Source organism: Geomonas edaphica (genome assembly GCF_004917075.1).
In the GTDB taxonomy this organism is placed as follows: domain Bacteria; phylum Desulfobacterota; class Desulfuromonadia; order Geobacterales; family Geobacteraceae; genus Geomonas; species Geomonas edaphica.
This window is the reverse complement of record NZ_SSYB01000003.1, coordinates 262,176-282,356: the sequence shown is the minus strand read 5'-3', so window position 1 is coordinate 282,356 and position 20,181 is coordinate 262,176. Positions and strand designations below refer to the sequence as shown.

The following is a 20,181-nucleotide window of genomic DNA, read 5'->3' as shown; positions in this document are numbered from 1 at the left end:
CCCAGACAACTGGACTACTGTAGGGATCTCGGCAGCGCTCTTATTGTGCTTGCTTCCTGTGCCGCTTTGTCTTAATTATCCCTGGTAAGCAAAGACCAGGAGCCACAATGGACCAGCATCTGACCTACATTTTCGCCGCTAACATCTTCCTCACCTTCGTCGACGCCACGGTCGGCTACTATGCCGCTCCGGCGGTCGCTCTGCTTGTCCGAACCGACGAGGAGGAGGTCGAACGTACCGTCCTCAGTGTCCGGCGGCTTCTGTCCTGGGTCGTCACCCTGTACATGTTCTTCAACTGTCTCGCCTATTTCGACAACAGGGAATGGCTTTTGTATTTCACCTCTGCAGTACTTGCCGTGGATATCACGGCCCAACTGCTACTTTTTCGCAAGGTGATCGGGCGCAGAGGGCGCTGAACCTGGAGGAGCCATAAGAGCTTAAGTCACCGTCGCGGAGCCTTTCTCTACGATGGTTGTCGTTGCTTAAATTAACTCTTTATCAATTTGAATTAATGTGTTAGCTTTACAGTTCGTTTGCGACATCAGCGGACGCCCGAGGCTAATATGAGCTGTAGAGCATCTTCCATCGCAAGATTGAAGGCCTGCATATGGCGAGATGGGGCAGCCAGTATGGAGCTTGTTCTCTTCGGAGTACTATGCCTGATGGCCGCCGTCGTCTCCTTTTTTGTCATAATGCCGGCGAACTACCTGCAGGCTCTTCCCCCCTCCATCAATGTGCTGCTTGCCCTTTTCTCCGTTTTCGCGCTGGTTCTCTTCCGGGAATCCTGCCGGGGGCGGTGCCACCCGAAGCTACTCTTTTATCTGCTACTCGCCTTGCTCAACCTCGTTTGGTTTCCCAACGGCGCGTCGCACGGGAGTATAGCTTTTTATTTTTTCTGCATTGTGATGTACCTCCCCATCTTCTTCCGCGGACGGGAACGGTGGGTACTAGTCGCAATTGCCATCGCAGACATCATTGCACTGCTCGTGCTGGAGCTATGTTTTCCGCAATGGGTGGTTCCCTTTCGCTCGGAGACTGAGCGGATCGCGGACCACGTGGTTGGGCTGATGGTGACGGCCGGTGCCTGCACAACCATGCTTTGGGCCTTGCTCAGAAGGTACGATCTGGAACAAGAGCGTCTCGTGTCGGTGAACGATAAACTGCAGCGAACCCTGCTTGAGAGTGCGCTGGTGGAGAGTGCGCTGCAGCAAAACCGTGAAGTACTGAATGCCGTCATCGAGGGGACCACGGATGCTGTTTTCGTGAAGGATGTGAACGGCCGCTACCTGCTCTTCAATAAGGCTTCGTCGCAGATGACAGGAAAGTCGCTGACTGAGATACAGGGCAAAGACGACACGGAACTGTTCCCACCCGAAGAGGCACAGCGGGTCATGGAGGAGGATCAAAGGGTCCTGGGCTCCAACGTGATCCGCGTTGTTGAACACATGCTGTCGCTGCCAAACGGCGAGCGCGTTCTGGTCGAGGCGACCAAAGGGCCGTTGCACGACAAGGACGGAAACGTGGTTGGGGTTTTCGGGATCAGCCGGGACATCACGCAGACCCGAAGAATGGCCGAGGAGCTAAGCCTTTTGAACGAGGAATTGGAGCGGCGCGTCATCGAGCGCACTGCCCGGCTCGAGGCCGCCATGAAGGAGCAGGAAACCTTCAGCTATTCCGTGTCGCACGACCTGCGCGGGCCGCTGCGCCACATCAACAGCTACACCTCCATCGTGCTTGAGGAGTACGGCTCCCACCTTCCGTCCGATGGGAAGCAGTACCTGGAGCGGGTATGCGCCTCGACGCGCAGGATGGGAACCCTGATAGACGACCTGCTAGAGCTCTCCCGCATCGGGCGCTCGGAACTTATCAAGGTGCCGGTTAACTTAAGCGAGGTGGCCCGTTCAATAGGGAGCAAGCTTCAGGATGCCGAGCCGCGCCGCCGGGTGGAGATGCTGATCGAGCCGGACCTCGAGGTGCACGGAGACCGGGGGCTTTTGGAGCAGATGCTGGAAAATCTCGTGGCCAATGCCTGGAAATACTCAAGCGTGCGGGAGCTGACCCGGATCGAGGTGGGGCGCAGCGGGGGGGCTTTGAAAGATACCTTCTTCGTGCGTGACAACGGCGTTGGGTTCGACATGGCCTACCAGAACAAGCTTTTCGGCGCCTTCCAGCGGCTGCATGGTTCCGAGTTTGAAGGGACGGGAATCGGGCTCGCCACGGTGAAGCGGATCGTCGAGCGGCACGGCGGCAGTGTGTGGGCCCACGGGGTGGTCGACGAGGGCGCAACCGTCTATTTCTGCCTCCCCTGATCATGCCGCGGGAGGGCTCATGCTCAGATTGCTCAAACTCCTGCTGGTCTGTCTGGTGGCGCTTTTGCTGAGCGCCATGGCCTGGCAGCGGCAGCTTCTCTACTTCCCCACCCATCATGACCGGGATAACGGTCTCATCCCGTGGCGCGACAAGGGCGAACTCATCGGGGTCTATCGCCCGGCCGCGACCCCTGCGAACGTCTGGCTCATGACCCACGGCAACGGTGGCCAGGCAAGCGACCGAGCTTACGCCATTTCCTCCTTTTCCCGCACGGATGCGGTCTACATCCTTGAGTACCCGGGATACGGCCTGCGACAGGGAACCCCCTCCAAAGAGAGCATCAACGAGGCGGCTAAAGAGGCCTACCTGCTTTTGCGGCAGCAGTATCCCGATAGACCGGTCTGCGTGGTCGGAGAATCCCTCGGCAGCGGGCCGGCGTCCTTTCTCGCCACGGTGACGCCGCCACCGGACAAAATCGTCCTCGTCGCGCCTTTTGACAAGCTGCACAGGGTGGGACAGTACCACTACCGGTTTCTCCCGGTGCGTCTGCTTCTGGCGGACGACTGGGACAACGTGAAATCACTCGCGAGATATACGGGAAAGTTGGAGATCTTCGGCGCGAAGAACGACGAGGTCATCCCGGCGCGGTTCGCAAAGACCCTGGCGGAGAGCAGGCCGGGGACGGTGTTTCACGAGATCCCCGGGGGACATAACGACTGGGCGGCACCGGGGCGGGTCAGCATCAGGAATCCCTGACGGCAGGACGGGGGTAGGTTCATCTCGGGAGGGGCGTTTGTGAAAAGAAAGGGCGCAGCCGATGCCGGCCGCGCCCTCGTCGCGTTATGCGATCCTGGAGAACTTTTCCTTCGGAACAAGACAGATGGCGCACTTGTCAGGTGCCTCGTCGTACACCGTGTTGCCGCAGACTTCGCAGACATAGATCGGGCGGTCCGCCAGATCGACGCCATTTTGCACGGCGGCCAGCGCCTGCTGGTACAAGTCGTGGTGTATCTCCTCGACGGCGAGGGCGAACTTGAAGGAGTTCTCCGCCGCGCGATCTCCTTCATTTTTCGCCTGCTCGAGAAAGGGCGGGTACATCTGCTGGAACTCGAAGCCTTCGCCTTCGATGGCTTCTTTGAGGTTTTCCACGGTCCCCTTGATCCCCCCCATAGCGCGCAGGTGCGCGTGGGCATGTACCGTCTCGGCATGTGCCGCGGCACGGAACAGTTTTGCTACCTGCTGCAGCCCCTCCGCCTCGGCTTTCGCAGCAAAGGCAAGGTATTTGCGGTTTGCCTGACTCTCCCCGGCAAACGCTTCGGCAAGATTCTCCTTAGTCGACATCACTTCCTCCCTGTTATAAAAATGTGCTGTTTGAATATAGACAGAGATCTTCCACAGTCAAGGACGGGAAACATTATATTTATCTGATATGTATACGGTTTTTGGGTAGGGTATGGGGCTGGCGGAGGCTCTTGACATTGGTCGCATCCAATGTAATCTGCGAAAGGCAGTATTAGCGGGCGCTTTGACGGCGGTATGAGAGAGGCTCCGTATGGCGAACGAGATCACCAACCTTCAGGATATGCTGGACCGCATCAACCAATCGGCCGACGACGAGGGGCGTGTCTCCTTGGGGCAGATCGTTGAATCGGTGGGGGATCGATCCTTCGGACCTTTGCTGCTCATGGTGGGGGTGATCGCCGCCTCCCCGATCAGCGGCATGCCGGGCGTACCTACCACGATGGGGATCTTCATCTTGCTGATTGCGGGGCAGCTCTTCTTTCGCAGGGAACACTTCTGGCTGCCGAAATGGGTCCTGCGGCGCTCGCTGGCGAAAGAGAAGGTGCACACGGCGGTGCGGTGGTTGCGTCCTTCAGCCCGCTTCATCGACCGCTGGTTGAGACCGCGCATGTCCGCCCTGATCCAGGGGGGGAGCACATACTTCATCTCGTTTGTCTGTGCAGTCATAGCGATCGTCATGCCGATGATGGAGTTGGTCCCTTTCTCCGCACACGGCGCCGGGGTCGCCCTCACCGCTTTCGGCCTGGCGCTTATTTCCCGCGATGGTCTGTTGGCCCTCATCGCCTTCGCCGTGACCGCCGTGAGTTTCGGCGTGGTTATCTACCAGTTCAACTGACGCCGCCCGGAAGGTACTCCTTGCGCACGGGTGAGAACACCTCGATCGCCACCGAGTCCTCGATGATCTCGGCGCGATGCTCGGCCGCTCCCGCGATGCACCAGCTGTCCCCCGGCTGCACCTCGTGCGGGACACCGGCTATGGTCAGCCTGATCTGTCCGCTCACTAAGTATCCCGTCTGCTCGTGCGGATGGCTGTGCATCGGAAGCAGGGCTCCCTTTGTAAGCAGGAACTCGACCATCAGCGTCTTTTCGCCGTGCACCAGGGTCTTCTGCATGATCCCCGGCAGGACTTCTCGATACCCTTCGCCGCACTTCTTTTCGAACATCCCTCTCTCCTTTTTCAGATAAGCACCTCCTCCAGTGAACCGGCCGCGCCGGCGGGGGAGGGGAGCTACGCCCCTTGCAGCGCTCCGGTCTGTCGCAGCGCCTCGTAAAGCACGATCCCCGCCGAGGTGGAGAGGTTCAGGCTGCGCACCTTGCCGATGATCGGGATCCTGACCGCGGTATCCGGGTTTGCGGCGATGAGTTCTTCGGGAAGCCCCTTAGTCTCCTTGCCAAAGACGATGAAATCGCCGGGAAGAAAGGAGAACTCGACGTAGCTCTTGTCCGCTTTCTTGCTGGTATAGATGAAGCGTCCCTCGGGGAAGGAGGCCATCAGGGCTTCCAGGTTGTCCCAGTAACGGATGTCGACCTCGCTCCAGTAGTCGAGCCCGGCCCGCTTCAGGTAACGGTCGTCGGTGGAGAAGCCGAGCTTACCCACCAGGTGCAGGATGGTTCCGGTCGCCCCGCAAAGCCTCGCTATGTTGCCCGTGTTGGGCGGGATCTCTGGTTCGACCAGCACTATGTGAAATGGATTCTGCAACGCCATCGGTCACCTCTTCAGGATTAATCGGCAGGGTGGAAAACAGGGCTCTCTCAGAGGAAAAATCGTCCTCTCAGGGGGCGTTTTTTACCCTGGAAAATGAGCTCGAGAAACAGTGTTTATATGTAGCCCAAAGCCGAAAATAAGGCAAAGAGAAACGGCTAAAAGTGAGTAACGGCGGTAGGTTGCCTAGGGGGGGTGCTCTGTAAGCTTGCAATTTATCGACAGATAGTCTATTATGCCCCCCTCATACACCGACTGGAGGCAACCTTGGACACGCCTGACCACACTGGACACTTCGGCCGTTTCGGCGGCAGATACGTCTCCGAAACGCTCATGCCGGCCTTGCTCGAACTCGAGAAGGCGTACCACCATTTTCGCAATGAAAAGGGGTTTCAGGAGGAGTTTGCCTATTACCTCCGTCAGTACGTTGGGCGCCCGAATCCGCTCTACCTGGCCGAGAAACTCACCGCGAAAATGGGCGGGGCGAAGATATATCTGAAGCGCGAAGACCTGAACCACACCGGCGCGCACAAGGTGAACAACACCATCGGACAGGCGCTGCTCGCGAAGCGCATGGGCAAGAAAAAGGTGATCGCCGAGACCGGCGCCGGGCAGCACGGTGTGGCGACGGCAACCGTAGCGGCCCTCTTCGGCATGGAGTGCGAGGTCTTCATGGGTGAAGAAGACATCCGCCGCCAGTCGCTGAACGTGTTCCGCATGAAGCTTCTCGGTGCCAAGGTGACCCCGGTAAGTTCCGGCACCGCAACGCTCAAGGACGCCATGAACGAGGCGATGCGCCAGTGGGTGACCTACGTGGAAGATACCTTCTACATCATCGGCACCGTCGCGGGACCCCATCCCTATCCGGTCATGGTGCGCGACTTCCAGTCCATCATCGGCCGCGAGGCGCGCGAGCAGCACTTAGAGGCCGAAGGTCGGCTCCCCGATTACCTAGTGGCCGCCGTGGGCGGCGGGAGTAACGCCATCGGTCTCTTCCACCCCTTCGTCAATGATGCAAGCGTGCAGATGATCGGCGTCGAGGCCGCGGGGTACGGCATCGAAAGCGGCAAGCATGCCGCTCCGCTTTCCGCCGGCAGCGTCGGGGTGCTGCACGGCAACAAGACCTACCTTTTGCAGGACGAGTACGGGCAGATCGCCCACGCCCACTCCATTTCCGCAGGCCTCGACTACCCGGGGGTCGGCCCCGAACACTCCTACCTCAAGGAGCTCGGCCGGGCAAGCTATGTCTCGGTCACCGATGATGAGGCCCTGGAGGCGTTCCAGGTACTAACACGCGAGGAGGGGATCATCCCCGCCCTGGAGTCTTCCCACGCCGTGGCTCACGCACTGCGTCTGGCTCCGACACTTTCCACCAACGAGAGCATCGTCGTCTGTCTGTCGGGCAGGGGCGATAAGGACATCCATACCGTGGCTGATGTTATGGGGGTGCAGCTTTAACATACGAAATTTTGAGGCTTTAGTGGGGGAGGGCCGCACTGGCGGGCCTCCCTTCTTATTTTCGATGATTGCAAAAAATTAATGTGAGGGTTGCAAGAGAGTCGGAATAGATTACACTAGTACACCTCTGGTTGGCGACGAGCCAATGCGATTCTAGAGAAAGGAGATGATTGGCGCGGGCTTCACTACCGACATTAAGTATCACTACCTAAAGCCGGCAAAAGCCATATCACAAAATTGATCATGAAAAGAAAAATTGTAGTGCTGGTCGCGTTGCTTCTGATGACGGCATCGTGCGACCAGTCCCACCTGCAGCAGGCGCAGGTACCGGTGACTCCGTCGGTGTCGGAGTCGGACCGGGCGCTGTTGACCTGGGCGGAAGGGAGTGAGAAGCAGGGGGACAAAACAGCCCCTGCAGCCCCGTCCGTGCAGATGGACCTTCCGAAACAGACTGAACTCGACGGGAGGAAGAAGCTGGTTTCCGCAATATACGCCACCTTTGCCCGCAGGACGACCTCTGCAAGGGCCAAGTGGCTCGCGGAAATCTGCTATGAGAAGACGGAGGGAACCATTTTCACGCCGCTGGATTTGGCCGAGATAGCTCTGGCGGAAACCGGCGGGCACAAGCTCTCATCGAGAGCGGTATCATCCAAGGGTGCCCTTGGGGTGTGGCAGTTGATGCCGGAACGGGCCGAGAGCCACGGCTTCACACCGCAGGACATGTGGGACGACGAGAAGTGCGCTGAGGCGGCCGTTAAGGAACTTTACGAGAAGCTCGACATGGCCGGTGGGAACAAGGCCCGTGCTAAAAGGCTCTATTGTGGAACAGGGCCGGCTGCCAGAGCCTATGACAAAATCCGTAAGCGCTTCCGCACGGAGATACTGCGGGAGATGCAAAGGGGCATGCTGATGCAGGTTGCCAGCAACCGATAGTCCTTTTGCTGTTTGAGTAGACGTTGTGCTATAGTGGGCGGGTTCCTTTCGGGGCTCGCCCGCTTTGTTTTTCACCAATCCCCTTTCCAGGAGTCCGTTTTGAGAAGACTTGCTTTGCTGCTGTTGCTGTTAGCCGTTCTTTCTGGGTGCAATACGCTGGTCAAGACGCCGGTTGTCGTAATGAAGGACCTGAGTGTGGTCTCGGTGGATCCCGCCGGGGCAGGCATGGAGGTCTACCTGAGACTCAAAAACCCGAACAACTTCGACCTGAAGCTCTACGGGTACAGTTATGACCTGAAGGTGATGGCGCTGCCGCTCGTGAAGGGGGGGGCACGCGAGGAGATCAACTTTCCGGCCAATGAGGAAACGGACGTCCGCATCCCCATTCGCGTGGCCTACGCCGACCTCCTGGAGATCCTGAAGCGTAAGCCCGATCCGGACAAGATACCCTACCAACTGGCCGCCGGCCTCGACCTCGAAACCCCGCTCGGGCAGATGTCCGTCCCGGTGAAGCACACCGGCACCTACGCCATTCCGAAGCAGTACCGCCCGGCAGCCATCTTCGGCAAAATCGCCGACTTCTTCAAATTCTAATACCTGATGAATTGCCCCCCACGAAAACGGTTAGGCACACCTCCCTCCGGAGGGAGGAGGTCGGGAGGGGGAGGCCTGCGAGCCCCCTCCCTGTCCCTCCCCCTCCGGGGGCGGGTACGTTGGGTGTTCTAGCTGAAAGACGGAGTTTACATGAACGTTGTTGATATCACCGGGCTCTCCAAGAGCTTCGGTTCGCGGGTCCTTCTGGATGACGTGACCTTCGCCATCGGGGAGGACGAGCGGGTTGGGCTGATCGGCGCGAACGGCGCCGGCAAATCGACCCTCCTTACCATCCTCGCCGGGCTGGAGGACCGTGACGGCGGCTCCATCGCCATGAAGCGCGGCGCCTCGGTAGGCTATCTTAGCCAGGAACCGGTTCTTGACGACGAGGCCACCGTCGCCTCGGAGATAGAGAGCGGCCTCGCCGCGATCCGTGCCGCCATGGTGAGCTTCAACGAGCTCTCCGAGAAGATGGCGGCGAACCCGCCTGACATGGATCGCCTCCTGGCACGCCAGGGTGAACTCTCGGTCTGGATCGAGCACCATGGCGGCTGGAACACCGACCACCGTGTACTCGAGATGATGACCCATCTGCAGCTCCCCGACCCGCACCAGGTCATCGGCACCCTTTCCGGCGGCACCAAGCGCCGCGTTGCCCTGGCGAAGCTTCTGCTGCAGGCCCCGGAACTTTTGCTCCTCGACGAGCCTACCAACCACCTGGACGCCGACACGACCCAGTGGCTCCAGGATCATCTGAAGGCCTACCCCGGCGCCGTGATGCTGATCACCCACGACCGCTACTTCCTGGACGAGGTGGTGACGCGCATGCTCGAGCTCGAGCGTGGCGGCATGATCTCCTATCCCGGCGGCTACTCGAACTACCTGATCCAGAGGGAAGAGCGGCTCATGAACGAGGCGACACGCCGCTCGCGTCTTTTGAACCTGCTGCGCACCGAGACCGACTGGATCCGGCGCGGCCCCCCGGCGCGCTCCACGAAACAAAAAGCCCGTATCGACCGCTACCACGCCCTCGAGGAGAGCCTCTCCGGACCGGCGCGCCGCGATCTGAAGATCGGCTTCAACACCGAGGAGGGACTCGGCGGCACCATCCTCGAACTGGACGGGGTGAGCAAGTCATTCGGCGCGAGAGACCTCGTGAAACGGCTTTCCTTCGGCATGAAGCGTGGCGACCGGGTCGGGGTGATCGGCCCCAACGGCTGCGGCAAGACGACCCTGATCCGGATGATCATGGGGGAGGAAGAGCCGGACCAGGGGAAGGTCGTAGTCGGCAAGAAAACGCGCATCTCCTACTTCGACCAGCTGCGCGAGGTGCTCGACCCGAACCAGACCATCTACGACTTCTTCGGCGAGGGAGACTACGTCACCACGGCCAACGGCGAGAAGCGGCACAAGATCGGCTACCTCGAGGACTTCCTCTTTTCCCCAGAGGATAGAAGGCGCCCGGTCGGAAGCCTCTCCGGCGGTGAAAAGAGCCGCCTCATCCTGGCGCGGCTCATGCTGCAGGACTCGAACCTCCTGGTGCTCGACGAGCCGACCAACGACCTGGACATCCCGACCCTGCAGCTGCTCGATGCTTCCATCTCGTCCTTTCCCGGCTGCGTGCTGATGGTGACGCACGACCGTTTCTTCCTGGACAAGGTGGCGACCGGAGTGCTTGCCTTCGAGGGGGAGGGGGAGGGGGAGGTGACCTTCTACGAGGGGAACTACGCGAACTACCGGGAGCGCCGGGAAGCGAATCGGCAGGCGGCCTCGGCGCTGCGCGTCGAGAAGAAGGAAGCCCAGGCGGTGAAGGCGGAGAAGCCGAAGAAGGGGCTCACCTATGCCGAGCGGATCGAGCTCGAGAAACTGGAGGTGAGAATCGCCACGCTGGAAAAGGAGTTCGCCGATGTGGAAGCGCTCCTCGGCGATCCTTCACGCTATGGCTCCGTTGAGGGGGGCATAGCCACCATCACCGCTGACTACGGCAGGCTCGAGGCGGAACTCGCCAAGGCCTTCGATCGGTGGGAGGAGCTGGAAACTAAGAAAGGCAATTGACGATGGATGATTGACGATTGGCAGCTGATACCTGCCCGATCGATGACGCCGGGCTTTAAATGACAAAGGCTTCTGGAGGTGTGATCTCTTCAGAAGCCTTTGTTGTTTGCAGCCTTAAGATTGATGGGACTTTCCTGGTCCCTCTCCCGGGGGGAGAGGGGATGGGAGCTCGTCGGCGAAGGTCGGGCATAAGCTCCAACCGTCAATTACTCTTGAAGATTTCCTTGGCGAGCCTCAGGCTCACCTTTCTCTTCGTGGCGATGGCGGTGCGGTTGATGGTCTCCAGCGCATAGACCAGCGAGGGGATGTCGCGCCTCACCTTCAAAAGCATCTCGTCGATCACGTCGTCCGGCAGGGCCATCTGCCGGTCCTCGGCGAGCTTTTTCAGGATCATGCGTCTTGAATCGTCGTCAGAGACGTCCATGCGGGCGACGAGACCCCACAACAGGCGACTGGTCAGGTGCCCGTCCAGGTTGGGAAGCTCCTTGGGCGGGGTGAGCCCGGAGATGACGATCTTTTTCCCGGCGCTGTAGAAGGCGTTGAAGAGTTCCCAAAGCTCGACGCGGACCTCCTGGTTGTCGGGCAACAGGTTCAAGTCGTCCAGGATGAGCGCGTTGGCGCCGGCGAAGTGCTCGGCGAGCGGAGAGGGGCCTTCATTGCGGAAGTCGCCACGGTAGAGGGACGCTGCGTCACGGAAGGAGAAGTATCTCCCCTCCAGGGCGACGGCAAGCGCGGTCAGAAGGTGAGTTTTCCCCGATCCCTCGGGGCCGTAGACGTAGAGGAGGTTTTCCGCGTCGCTGCCCGAGGCGAGCCTTTGGGCGAACTGGTAGGCGGTCCTGTTGCCGCTGCAGACGACGAAGTTTTCAAATCCGAAGCGCGGGACGACGGGGAAATCGAAGATAAGCTGCATATGACCCCTAAAACAGTTTGCCCTGCGGCGGCTCAGGCGCCACCCTGCCGAAGTGGCTGTAGGCGGCAGCGGTCGCGACGCGCCCCCTCGGGGTGCGGTTCAGGAATCCGTTCTGGATGAGAAACGGCTCGTACACGTCCTCGATGGTGTCGCTCTCCTCGCTGATGGCGGCCGAGATGGTGTCGAGCCCCACCGGCCCCCCGCCGAACTTGTCGATGATGGTCAGAAGGATGGCGCGGTCCATGTAGTCGAACCCCATGTCGTCGATTTCGAGAAGGGCCAGGGCCTGGTCCGCCACCTCGCGTGTGATCACGCCGTTGGCGCGCACCTGGGCGAAGTCGCGCACGCGGCGCAGAAGGCGGTTCGCGATCCTTGGGGTGCCACGGCTCCTGCGTGCTAGCTCCATGGCGCCGTCCGGCGCGATCTCCATGCCGAAGATGCGCGCGGAACGGGTGATGATGAAGGCGAGTTCCTCGTGGGTGTAGAACTCCAGGCGTGAGATGACGCCGAAGCGGTCCCTAAGCGGGGAGGAGAGGAGCCCGGCGCGGGTGGTGGCGCCCACCAGGGTGAACTTCGGGAGGTCGAGCTTGATGGTACGGGCACTCGGCCCCTGTCCGATGATGATGTCGAGCTGGAAGTCTTCCATGGCGGGGTAGAGGATCTCCTCCACCACATGGGAGAGACGGTGGATCTCGTCGATGAAGAGGACGTCGTGCGGTTCCAGGTTGGTGAGGATGGCGGCGAGGTCGCCGGGGCGCTCGATCACCGGGCCGGAGGTGGATTTTATGTTCACCCCCATCTCGCAGGCGATGATGTTGGCGAGGGTGGTCTTGCCCAGTCCCGGCGGGCCGTAAAGAAGAACGTGATCCAGCGCCTCGCCCCTGCCGCGCGCGGCGTCGATGAAGAGCCCGAGGTTTCCTTTCGCCTTTTCCTGCCCCACGTAGTCCGCCAGCGCGCGGGGGCGCAGCGATGCCTCGAGGAGGTCTTCTTCGGTTCTCTCGGCGCTGATAAAGCGGGTGGTCATACCTCTCCTTCTTGCGGCTTTTACCGCCTCTTAGCAGGGTGCCAAGGTATAACAGTTGGCGGTAAAGGTCAAGGGGGATGCCCGGTTACGTGGTGGAGGCGGAGCCGCCAAAATCGGTGGGGGAAGTTGCCCCTTTCCGTTTGGGACTGGGGGGTGGGGGCGTGACGCAGTTGGATTGGGAGGCAAGATTACACGGTTCGAACGGAATCCCACTATTCCGGATGGGAATTGCACTGTTCCCGCATGGAAACTTCACTGTACCGAATGGGAATTGCACTGGCCCGGGCGGAAACTTCACTGTTCCGGATAGAAACTTCACTGTTCCGGACGGAAACTTCACTATTCCGGATGGAAACTCACTGTTCCGGACGGAAATTGCACTGTCCGGATGGGGATTGCACTGTCCGGATGGGGATTGCACGGTTCTGGCCTGACATCTTTCCGATGGCACTATTGGGAACGGATTAATTCCTCTCTTTGCCACGGATTCCGAACGAGACGCCTGCTATTTCATAAGGATTTTCAAGGCCTGCTTGAGGAGCGATTCGACGGTTACACCGTCTTCCGAGACTTTCAGCTCTGTGAGCGCCTTTTGAACGACGGATTCCTTGTAGCCGAGGTTGATCAGCGCGGAGAGAACGTCCTCGCGCACCTCCTGCTTCGCGGGAAGAGCGGCTCCCCCCGGCGCCGGATGCGCTATGCCGAGCTTCTTCATCTTTTCCTTCAGTTCGAGCACCAGGCGTTCCGCCGTTTTCTTCCCGATCCCCGGAATCGACGAGAGTCTCGCCAGGTTGCCGTTCACCAGCGAGTCGGCAAGTTCCGCAGGCTCACTGTTGGAGAGGATGCCGTTGGCGAGTTTGGGGCCGACGCCCGAGACACCGATCAGGAGCTGGAATAGTTCCTTCTCCTGCAGCGTGCGGAAACCGTACAGGTTGATGGCGTCCTCCTTCACCGAGGTGTGGATCTGCAGCGTCGCGGCACCCCCCTCGGCCGGAAGGGCGTAGTAGGTGGAGAAGGGGATGAAGACGTGGTAGCCGACGCCGTTCACGTCGAGGATGACGTAATCGGGGGCCTTATAGGCGATCTTGCCGGTCAGAAGAGCGATCATGGAAACCTCTGTTCAATGCACAATTGACGATGCGACTTAAGTGGAGCCCGACGCTGCTTGCCTACCTGATGCTTTTCAGCAAGGCGCCGATGCCGGCGGAGTGGGCGTGGCAGATGGCTACGGCCAGGGCGTCGGAGGCGTCCTCCTGGGCGATTTCCGGGAGGTTCAAAAGCGCCTTGATCATCTGCTGCACCTGCGACTTCTCCGCGCGCCCGGTTCCCACCACCGCCTTTTTGACCTGCATGGCGGTGTACTCGTGCACCGGGAGCCCCACGTTCACCGCGGCGACGATTGCCGCACCGCGTGCCTGGCCGAGCTTCAGCGCACTCATGGCGTTCTTCGCGAGAAAGACGTCTTCCACCGCCACCACTTCCGGCTGGTACTCGGCGATGATGGCGGAAAGCCCGGAGAAGATCTTCTCCAGCCGCTGCGGGAAGTCCTTCGCCTTGTCGGTGAAGATGGCACCGTTATCGATGTGGATCAGGCGGTTGCCCTGCTTTGAGATGAGGCCGTAGCCGGTCTTGCGCGAGCCTGGGTCTATGCCGAGGATGATCATGGGAATCCGAAACAGACAGGAGGCTGTCCGCTTGCCTTTGAAGTTGAGAAAACAAAAACGCGGCGGGCGGAATTCCTCCGCGCCACCGCGCTCTTAGTACCACAAAACGACGTGCCTTTGCTACATCATCTTTTCCATGTCCTCAGCGGAGATGTCGAAGTTGGCGTAGACGTTCTGGACGTCATCGTTGTCCTCAAGACGGTCCATGAGCTTCAGCATGTTCTCGGCATTCTTGCCGTCGAGCTTAACCATGGTCTGCGGGATCATGGTGATCTCCGCGGACTCCGGTTTGAAGCCGGCCGCCTCGAGCGCGGTCTTCACCTGGTGGAACGCGCTCGGATCGGTCAGCACTTCGTACTGTTCTTCCTCATCGACGACGTCGTCGGCTCCCGCCTCGATGGAGGCCTCGAAGAGCTTGTCGAAGTCGGTGGTTTTGGGGTACACGAGGAGCCCCTTCTTGTCGAAGAGCCAGGAGACGCAACCGGTCTCGCCCATGTTGCCGTTGCACTTGGAGAAGGTGCTGCGCACGTCGGAAACGGTGCGGTTGCGGTTGTCGGTCATGACCTCGACAAGCACCGCGGTGCCGCCCGGACCGTACCCTTCGTAGGTGGTCTCCTCGTAGTTGACCCCTTCCATCCCGCCTGCACCCTTCTTGATGGCGCGCTCGACGTTGTCCTTCGGCATGTTCTCGCCCTTGGCCTTATCGATAGCAGTTCTCAGGCGCGGGTTCCCATCCGGGTCGCCACCGCCCAGTTTTGCGGCAACGGTGATCTCCTTGATCAACTTGGTAAAAATCTTGCCGCGCTTGGCATCCGCGGCGCCTTTCTTGTGTTTGATGGTACTCCATTTATTATGGCCTGACATTAGCTGCTTCCTTTCCGATCAGTTTGTGATTGAAACGCCAAATACTATCACGCTGAAAATGCTGTTGTAAAGTGGGAAAATGGCGGTTAAACTGTGTTGCCGGATTGATCTAGATAGGACTTTCGTCCTGACAGGGAGAAAAATGAACAGGGACTGTCGGCCATTGAAAACTTTCCTGCCTGTGCTTTTGCTGCTTTGCCTGGTTCTGACCGCCGGTTGTGCCAGGGTTGTCTTCACGGGCGAGGGGCCACCCATCCTGTCCGAGGAAGAGGTGACGCGCCCCTACCAGAAGGTGGGGACGATAGAGGTGCACCGGACTCGGGACTTCACCACCGAAACCCTGACTCCCGCCGACTACAACTGGGCCTACGACGCCCTGCGTGCCGAGGCGGGCAAGATCGGAGCCGACGCCGTCATCAGCCCGGAGGTGAAGGTGGAGACGGAAACCTTCATCATCTTCCCCAGAAGCGAGATGACCGCGCGGGGAACCGCCATCAAATTCCGCTGATTTATTTCCTCCTCCTGAGAAAATTCCGTTGATTATCGGCGGCTGTTTTTGAGATAGTGTGCGCCGTATACACTATCGCGGCCGGTGCACCGGTCGCCATGAATTCAAAACATATAGGAGGATGGCCATGAAAGCGGTACTGATGGAAGGCTTTGGCGGAGTCGATGTGCTCAAGGTAGGTGAGGTGGAGAAGCCGGCACCCAAGGAAAACGAGGTGCTGATAAAGGTCTGCGCGACCTCCATCAACCGTCCCGACCTGGTACAGCGCGAAGGGAAGTATCCCCCCCCGCCGGGCGATTCCGAGATCCTCGGTCTCGAGGTTGCCGGCGTGATCGAGGCGCTCGGTTCGGGCGTCACTGGCTGGAAGGTGGGTGACCGCGTGGTGTCGCTGGTGGGCGGCGGCGGTTACGCCGAGTACGCCGTGGCGTATGCGAACCATCTGATGGCGATTCCCGAAACGGTCAGCTTCGAAGAGGCCGCCTGCATCTGCGAGTCTTACATCACGGCGTTTTTGAACGTCTTCATGATCGGCGGACTGCAGGACGGTGAGACCGCGCTCTTGCACGGTGGCGGCGGCGGGGTGAACACCGCGGCGATCCAGCTCTGCAAGGCGCTTGCGCCCAACTCCAAGCTGATCGTCACCGCTTCCCCCGAGAAGATCGAACGCGTGAAGGAACTCGGCGCTGACCTCGTGATCAACTTCCGCGAGAACCCGGACTTCACCGAGATCGTGAAGGAGTTCACCAACAAGAAGGGGGTCGACGTGATCCTCGACCACGTCGGTGCCAAGTACCTGGGACCCAATATGAACTCCCTGGGGTACAAGGGTAGGCTCGTTGTCATCGGCGTCATCTCCGGCATCAAGGCGGAGCTGAACTTGGCCCTCATGATGGTGAAGCGCCAGCAGATCATCGGCAGCGTGCTCCGCTCCCGTCCCGTCTCCGAGAAAGGCGAGATCGCGGCCGAGTTCGTGCGCCGCGCCATGCCGAAGTTCGCCGACCGCACCATCGTACCGATCATCGAGAAGGTGTTCCCGATCGAAGAGGTGGTCGCAGCACACCGCATGATGGAAGAAGACAAACACTTCGGCAAGATCGTGCTGAAGGTAGCGCAATAGCGGAAACCTCCCCCTGGCGGGGGGAAGCTTGCAGGTGTCTGTAGGGGCGAATAATCATTCGCCCCTACAACTTTGGGCACCTCGACTGCTCCCTCCGTATGGATGGAGGTCCTACAACAAAGGAGAGCAGTTTCAGGATGGAAGCTTATTCGGATTTTTTCTTCACCGTGTGGATCAGGTTCTTCTTCCTGCTGACTCCCTTCTTCGTCCTCTCCACCTTTCTCGCCATGACCCCCGAGCTAACCGCCCGTGAGCGGCGCGCGACCGCGTTCCGGGTGACCCTCGCCGTCATGGTCGCCTGCTTCGTCCTCTACTCCTTCGGGAACACGCTCTTCTCCCTTTTCGGCATCACGCTCGACTCCTTCCGGATCGGCGCCGGGAGCCTTCTTTTCCTCTCCGCGGTGCACATGGTGCACGGTGACGACAGCGCGCCTACGAGTGAGAAGCGCGACGCCATCTCCGTGGTACCCCTCGCGATCCCGGTGACCGTCGGGCCGGGGACGACCGGCGCGCTCCTCGTCATGGGTGCGGAGGTGCAGCACAACTGGCAGGTGTTCGTCGGGCTTGCCGCCCTTGCCATGGCGGTTTTGTGCGTCGGCATCCTGCTCGTGTGCGCCTCCTTCATCGAGCACATCGTCGGCAAGAAGGGGATCACCATCCTGAGCAAGCTGACCGGTCTCTTCGTCGCCGCGCTCGCCGCCCAGATCGTCTTCACCGGGGTCAGGAACTTCCTGAAGGTCGGGGCGTGACAGAGCCCTAAGCCGAATTCCCTCTCCTCCGGGTGCCCGTAGGGCGGGTGAGGGCGCCGCATCTGCCGACGCCCTCACCCCTGCCCCTCTCCCGAAGGGCGAGGGGGATTGCTGTATCTTTGGGAATTGCACAATTAAAAAGGGGGCTTCCGTAACCGGAAGCCCCCTTCGTTTTTCCTGCTTCTAATGCCTGGCGACTACAGACTGAGCTCGGCGTGGCCGTTGCAGAGCCTTTCGCGCTCGGCGATGACGCCGGCGTCCTCGAGGTAGTCGTCGAAGTTCATGTCGCGGTCGATGATGCCGACCGGCGTGATCTCGATGATCCGGTTCGCCACGGTGGAGACGAACTCGTGGTCGTGCGAGGAGAAGAGCACCACCTCGGTGTAGGAGATGAGACCATTGTTCAGGGCGGTGATGGACTCAAGGTCCAGATGGTTTGTCGGCTCATCAAGGATCAGCGCGTTCGCGCCGGCGAGCATCATCCTGGAGAGCATGCAGCGGACCCGCTCGCCGCCGGAGAGGACGCTGGTCTTCTTGGTCGCCTCGTCGCCGGAGAAGAGCATCCTCCCCAAAAAGCCGCGCGCGAAGCTCTCGCCCTCGGTCGGCGGGGAGTACTGCCCCAGCCACTCGATCAGGTTCAGGTCCCCCTTGAAGTAGTCGCCGTTCTCCTTGGGGAAGTACGCGTTGGTTATGGTGATACCCCAGCGGTAGGTACCCTCGTCCGGCTCGAGTTCGCCCGCGAGGATCTGGAACAGGGTGCTCTTCGCGAGCGAGTTGCTCCCCACGAAGGCGATCTTGTCGTTTTTCCTGACGATCAGGTCGAGGTTCTTGAACACCTGCACCCCGTCCACCGTCTTGGAGAGACCCTTCACCTCGAGGATGATGTCGCCGCAGGGGCGCTCGGGCTTGAAGACCACGTACGGGTACTTGCGGGAGGATACCGGCATGTCCTCGATGGTGAGTTTCTCGAGAAGCTTCTTCCTGGAGGTCGCCTGCTTCGCCTTCGATGCGTTGGACGAGAAGCGCTGGATGAACTCCTTCAGTTCGGCGGCCTTGTCCTGGACCTTCTTGCTATCGTCCTGGCGCTGCTTCAGGTTCAGCTGGCTCGCCTGGTACCAGAAGTCGTAGTTTCCGACGTAAACCTGGATGCGGCTGAAGTCGATGTCGGCTATATGGGTGCAGACCTGGTTCAGGAAGTGGCGGTCGTGGGACACGACGATCACGGTGTTCTGGAAGCGGTACAGGAAGTCCTCAAGCCATGCGATCGATTTCAGGTCCAGGTGGTTGGTAGGCTCGTCCAGAAGGAGCACGTCCGGGTTCCCGAAGAGGGCCTGTGCCAAAAGCACGCGGACCTTGTCACCCGCTTCCAGTTCCTTCATCAGCTTGCCGCGCAACTCCTCGGGGATACCGAGGCCGTTCAGGAGTACTGCTGCCTCGCTCTCCGCCTCGTAGCCGTTCATCTCGGCGAATTCGGCCTCCAGTTCGGCGGAACGGATGCCGTCCTCCTCGCTGAACTCCGGCTTCGAGTAGATCGCCTCGCGCTCCGCCATCACCTCATAGAGTTTCTTGTGCCCCATGATGACGGTGTTGAACACGGTGTGCTCGTCGTAAGCGAACTGGTCCTGCTTCAGGACCGCGAGCCTACCCTTGCCGATCGAGACCTCCCCCTTGTCCGGGTCGATGTCGCCGGCGAGGATCTTCAGGAAGGTGGACTTCCCCGCGCCGTTGGCGCCGATCAGCCCGTAGCAGTTGCCCGGGGTGAACTTTATGTTTACGTCCTTGAAGAGCACCCTCTTGCCGTAGGCGAGGGTGACGTTTGATGCGCTGATCATGCGGTGCTCCTTCTGCGAAAAATGAAAAAACCACAGGGTTGCCTGTGGTCGAGAATCTTACCCTTATAACATCCCTTTCACCCGCGGGGCAACGTATTTTTTGCCTTTGTGACACGGCACACTGTAGTCGATTTCCTTATAAAAAAATGCTAAAGTCCACTTCGTCCCTGTCGAGGAGACAAAGACGTCTGTCACAAGCGTCGTGATGCGTGGCGGACGGATCAGCTACGGAGATTGCATGAAGATAGTTGAAAAGATGGACCGCCTGCAAAAGCAGTTCATCTCCCTTGAATTCTTTCCACCAAAAGATAAGAACGAATGGCCCGCCTTCTTCCGGGTGGCGGACCGCTTGGCGCAGTTGCAGCCGCTCTTCGCCTCGGTCACCTACGGCGCCGGCGGAAGCACCAAGGGGGACACCCTCGAGATCGTGAGCCGGCTGAGAAACGAGCACGGCCTCGACACCATGGCGCATCTCACCTGCATCGGCGCCTACCGCGGCGACCTGCAGCTCTTCCTGGATCGGCTGGTAGCGACCGGGGTCGACAACGTACTTGCCCTTAGAGGCGATCTTCCGCAGGACGCCCCGCCGGAGTTCTCCGCCTGCCGTACCCTCCTGCACGCCTCCGACCTCGCCGCCTTCATCAAGGAGTGCCACCCGGACCTTGGAATAGGCGTCGCGGGGTATCCCGAGGTGCACCCGGATGCGGTTGACGCGGAGCACGACCTTTCGTACCTGAAGCTCAAGCTGGACCAGGGTGGGGACTTCGCCATCACCCAGCTCTTCTTCGACAACGATCACTACTTCGATTTCGTCGCCAAGGCCCGTTCCATCGGCGTTGACAAGCCTATCATTCCCGGTATCATCCCGGTGGTGAGCCTCAAGGTGATCCAGCGCATCATCTCGCTTTGCGGGGCGACACTCCCCGCGGCGTACCTCGCCGAGCTGGAGGAAGCCGATCGCCGGGGTGGGGCGGCCGCGGTGCAGAAGGTTGGTGTCGCGCATGCGCGCAAACAGGCCGAGGAGCTTCTGGCCGCTGGGGTCCCTGGGGTGCACATCTACACGTTGAACCGCGATCAGGTCGTGCTTGATCTGGTCGATGGACTGTTACCGTAGGAGTGTGATGCAATTTTCAATGTGATGGCGGCTGAAATAGCCGTT

Annotated in this window: 21 protein-coding genes; 12 read left to right on the top strand and 9 right to left on the bottom strand. The window is 60.0% G+C overall.

What is annotated here, in order from left to right:
- The first annotated feature begins 107 nt into the window (after positions 1-107).
- The 3 genes from E8K79_RS10330 (at position 108) to E8K79_RS10320 (ending at position 3,066) form a co-directional block, all read left to right on the top strand.
- Positions 108-416: a hypothetical protein gene (locus E8K79_RS10330; protein ID WP_136514673.1), complete on the top strand. Its 309-nt coding sequence runs from the start codon at positions 108-110 to the stop codon at positions 414-416.
- Positions 417-629: 213 nt separating this feature from the next.
- Positions 630-2,309: a sensor histidine kinase gene (locus E8K79_RS10325; protein ID WP_136514672.1), complete on the top strand. Its 1,680-nt coding sequence runs from the start codon at positions 630-632 to the stop codon at positions 2,307-2,309.
- Positions 2,310-2,328: 19 nt separating this feature from the next.
- Positions 2,329-3,066, top strand: coding sequence for an alpha/beta hydrolase (locus E8K79_RS10320; protein ID WP_136514671.1), 738 nt, complete (start codon positions 2,329-2,331; stop codon positions 3,064-3,066).
- Positions 3,067-3,150: 84 nt separating this feature from the next.
- Here E8K79_RS10320 and E8K79_RS10315 read toward each other — a convergent pair whose 3' ends face one another.
- Positions 3,151-3,651 (bottom strand): rubrerythrin family protein, encoded by a 501-nt coding sequence (locus E8K79_RS10315; protein ID WP_135870547.1) that lies wholly within the window; start codon positions 3,649-3,651, stop codon positions 3,151-3,153.
- A 211-nt stretch (positions 3,652-3,862) separates the two neighbouring features.
- Here E8K79_RS10315 and E8K79_RS10310 point away from each other — a divergent pair, with 211 nt between their 5' ends.
- Positions 3,863-4,447 carry an exopolysaccharide biosynthesis protein gene (locus E8K79_RS10310; RefSeq protein ID WP_136514670.1) on the top strand — a complete coding sequence of 195 codons (585 nt, stop codon included), beginning with the start codon at positions 3,863-3,865 and terminating at the stop codon, positions 4,445-4,447.
- Here the strand turns inward: E8K79_RS10310 and E8K79_RS10305 are convergent.
- Positions 4,440-4,775, bottom strand: coding sequence for a cupin domain-containing protein (locus E8K79_RS10305; RefSeq protein WP_136514669.1), 336 nt, complete (start codon positions 4,773-4,775; stop codon positions 4,440-4,442). The genes E8K79_RS10310 and E8K79_RS10305 overlap by 8 nt on opposite strands.
- A 65-nt stretch (positions 4,776-4,840) precedes the next feature.
- Positions 4,841-5,317, bottom strand: a complete 477-nt coding sequence (locus tag E8K79_RS10300; RefSeq protein WP_136514668.1) for a tRNA (cytidine(34)-2'-O)-methyltransferase — start codon at positions 5,315-5,317, stop codon at positions 4,841-4,843.
- 264 nt (positions 5,318-5,581) lie between these two features.
- Here E8K79_RS10300 and trpB point away from each other — a divergent pair, with 264 nt between their 5' ends.
- The 4 genes from trpB (at position 5,582) to E8K79_RS10280 (ending at position 10,354) form a co-directional block, all read left to right on the top strand.
- The gene (gene trpB, locus E8K79_RS10295; protein WP_136514667.1) at positions 5,582-6,772 is read left to right on the top strand and encodes a tryptophan synthase subunit beta; all 1,191 of its coding nucleotides are present in this window, start codon (positions 5,582-5,584) and stop codon (positions 6,770-6,772) included.
- 243 nt (positions 6,773-7,015) lie between these two features.
- Complete coding sequence (locus tag E8K79_RS10290; RefSeq protein WP_136514666.1) at positions 7,016-7,705, top strand: transglycosylase SLT domain-containing protein; 690 nt, start codon at positions 7,016-7,018, stop codon at positions 7,703-7,705.
- A 99-nt stretch (positions 7,706-7,804) separates the two neighbouring features.
- Entirely contained in the window at positions 7,805-8,299 is a 495-nt protein-coding gene (locus E8K79_RS10285; protein WP_136514665.1) for an LEA type 2 family protein, read from the top strand.
- 150 nt (positions 8,300-8,449) lie between these two features.
- Positions 8,450-10,354, top strand: coding sequence for an ABC-F family ATP-binding cassette domain-containing protein (locus E8K79_RS10280; protein ID WP_136514664.1), 1,905 nt, complete (start codon positions 8,450-8,452; stop codon positions 10,352-10,354).
- A gap of 202 nt (positions 10,355-10,556) precedes the next feature.
- Here E8K79_RS10280 and E8K79_RS10275 read toward each other — a convergent pair whose 3' ends face one another.
- From E8K79_RS10275 to E8K79_RS10255, 5 genes are all read right to left on the bottom strand, one after another.
- The gene (locus tag E8K79_RS10275) at positions 10,557-11,264 is read right to left on the bottom strand and encodes a DnaA/Hda family protein (protein WP_136514663.1); all 708 of its coding nucleotides are present in this window, start codon (positions 11,262-11,264) and stop codon (positions 10,557-10,559) included.
- A gap of 7 nt (positions 11,265-11,271) precedes the next feature.
- On the bottom strand, positions 11,272-12,288 hold the full coding sequence (ruvB, locus tag E8K79_RS10270) for a Holliday junction branch migration DNA helicase RuvB (RefSeq protein WP_135870556.1): 1,017 nt from the start codon (positions 12,286-12,288) through the stop codon (positions 11,272-11,274).
- 505 nt (positions 12,289-12,793) lie between these two features.
- A complete protein-coding gene (ruvA, locus tag E8K79_RS10265) occupies positions 12,794-13,396 on the bottom strand; it encodes a Holliday junction branch migration protein RuvA (RefSeq protein WP_136514662.1) in 603 nt (200 codons plus the stop codon).
- 61 nt (positions 13,397-13,457) lie between these two features.
- The gene (gene ruvC / locus E8K79_RS10260; protein ID WP_136514661.1) at positions 13,458-13,952 is read right to left on the bottom strand and encodes a crossover junction endodeoxyribonuclease RuvC; all 495 of its coding nucleotides are present in this window, start codon (positions 13,950-13,952) and stop codon (positions 13,458-13,460) included.
- Positions 13,953-14,072: 120 nt separating this feature from the next.
- Positions 14,073-14,816: a YebC/PmpR family DNA-binding transcriptional regulator gene (locus E8K79_RS10255; RefSeq protein ID WP_135870559.1), complete on the bottom strand. Its 744-nt coding sequence runs from the start codon at positions 14,814-14,816 to the stop codon at positions 14,073-14,075.
- Positions 14,817-14,979: 163 nt separating this feature from the next.
- Between E8K79_RS10255 and E8K79_RS10250 the strand changes: the two genes are divergently transcribed.
- The 3 genes from E8K79_RS10250 to E8K79_RS10240 all read left to right on the top strand — a co-directional run bounded on the left by E8K79_RS10250 (position 14,980) and on the right by E8K79_RS10240 (position 17,190).
- Positions 14,980-15,324 carry a hypothetical protein gene (locus tag E8K79_RS10250; RefSeq protein WP_246038087.1) on the top strand — a complete coding sequence of 115 codons (345 nt, stop codon included), beginning with the start codon at positions 14,980-14,982 and terminating at the stop codon, positions 15,322-15,324.
- A gap of 127 nt (positions 15,325-15,451) precedes the next feature.
- Positions 15,452-16,441, top strand: a complete 990-nt coding sequence (locus E8K79_RS10245) for an NAD(P)H-quinone oxidoreductase (protein ID WP_136514660.1) — start codon at positions 15,452-15,454, stop codon at positions 16,439-16,441.
- 137 nt (positions 16,442-16,578) lie between these two features.
- Positions 16,579-17,190, top strand: coding sequence for a MarC family protein (locus E8K79_RS10240; protein WP_135870562.1), 612 nt, complete (start codon positions 16,579-16,581; stop codon positions 17,188-17,190).
- 197 nt (positions 17,191-17,387) lie between these two features.
- On the opposite strand, the gene E8K79_RS10235 is transcribed toward E8K79_RS10240, so the two are convergent.
- Positions 17,388-19,022, bottom strand: coding sequence for an ABC-F family ATP-binding cassette domain-containing protein (locus E8K79_RS10235; protein ID WP_135870563.1), 1,635 nt, complete (start codon positions 19,020-19,022; stop codon positions 17,388-17,390).
- Between the two features lie 238 nt (positions 19,023-19,260).
- Between E8K79_RS10235 and E8K79_RS10230 the strand changes: the two genes are divergently transcribed.
- Positions 19,261-20,136 carry a methylenetetrahydrofolate reductase gene (locus E8K79_RS10230; protein ID WP_135870564.1) on the top strand — a complete coding sequence of 292 codons (876 nt, stop codon included), beginning with the start codon at positions 19,261-19,263 and terminating at the stop codon, positions 20,134-20,136.
- Positions 20,137-20,181 lie beyond the last annotated feature (45 nt).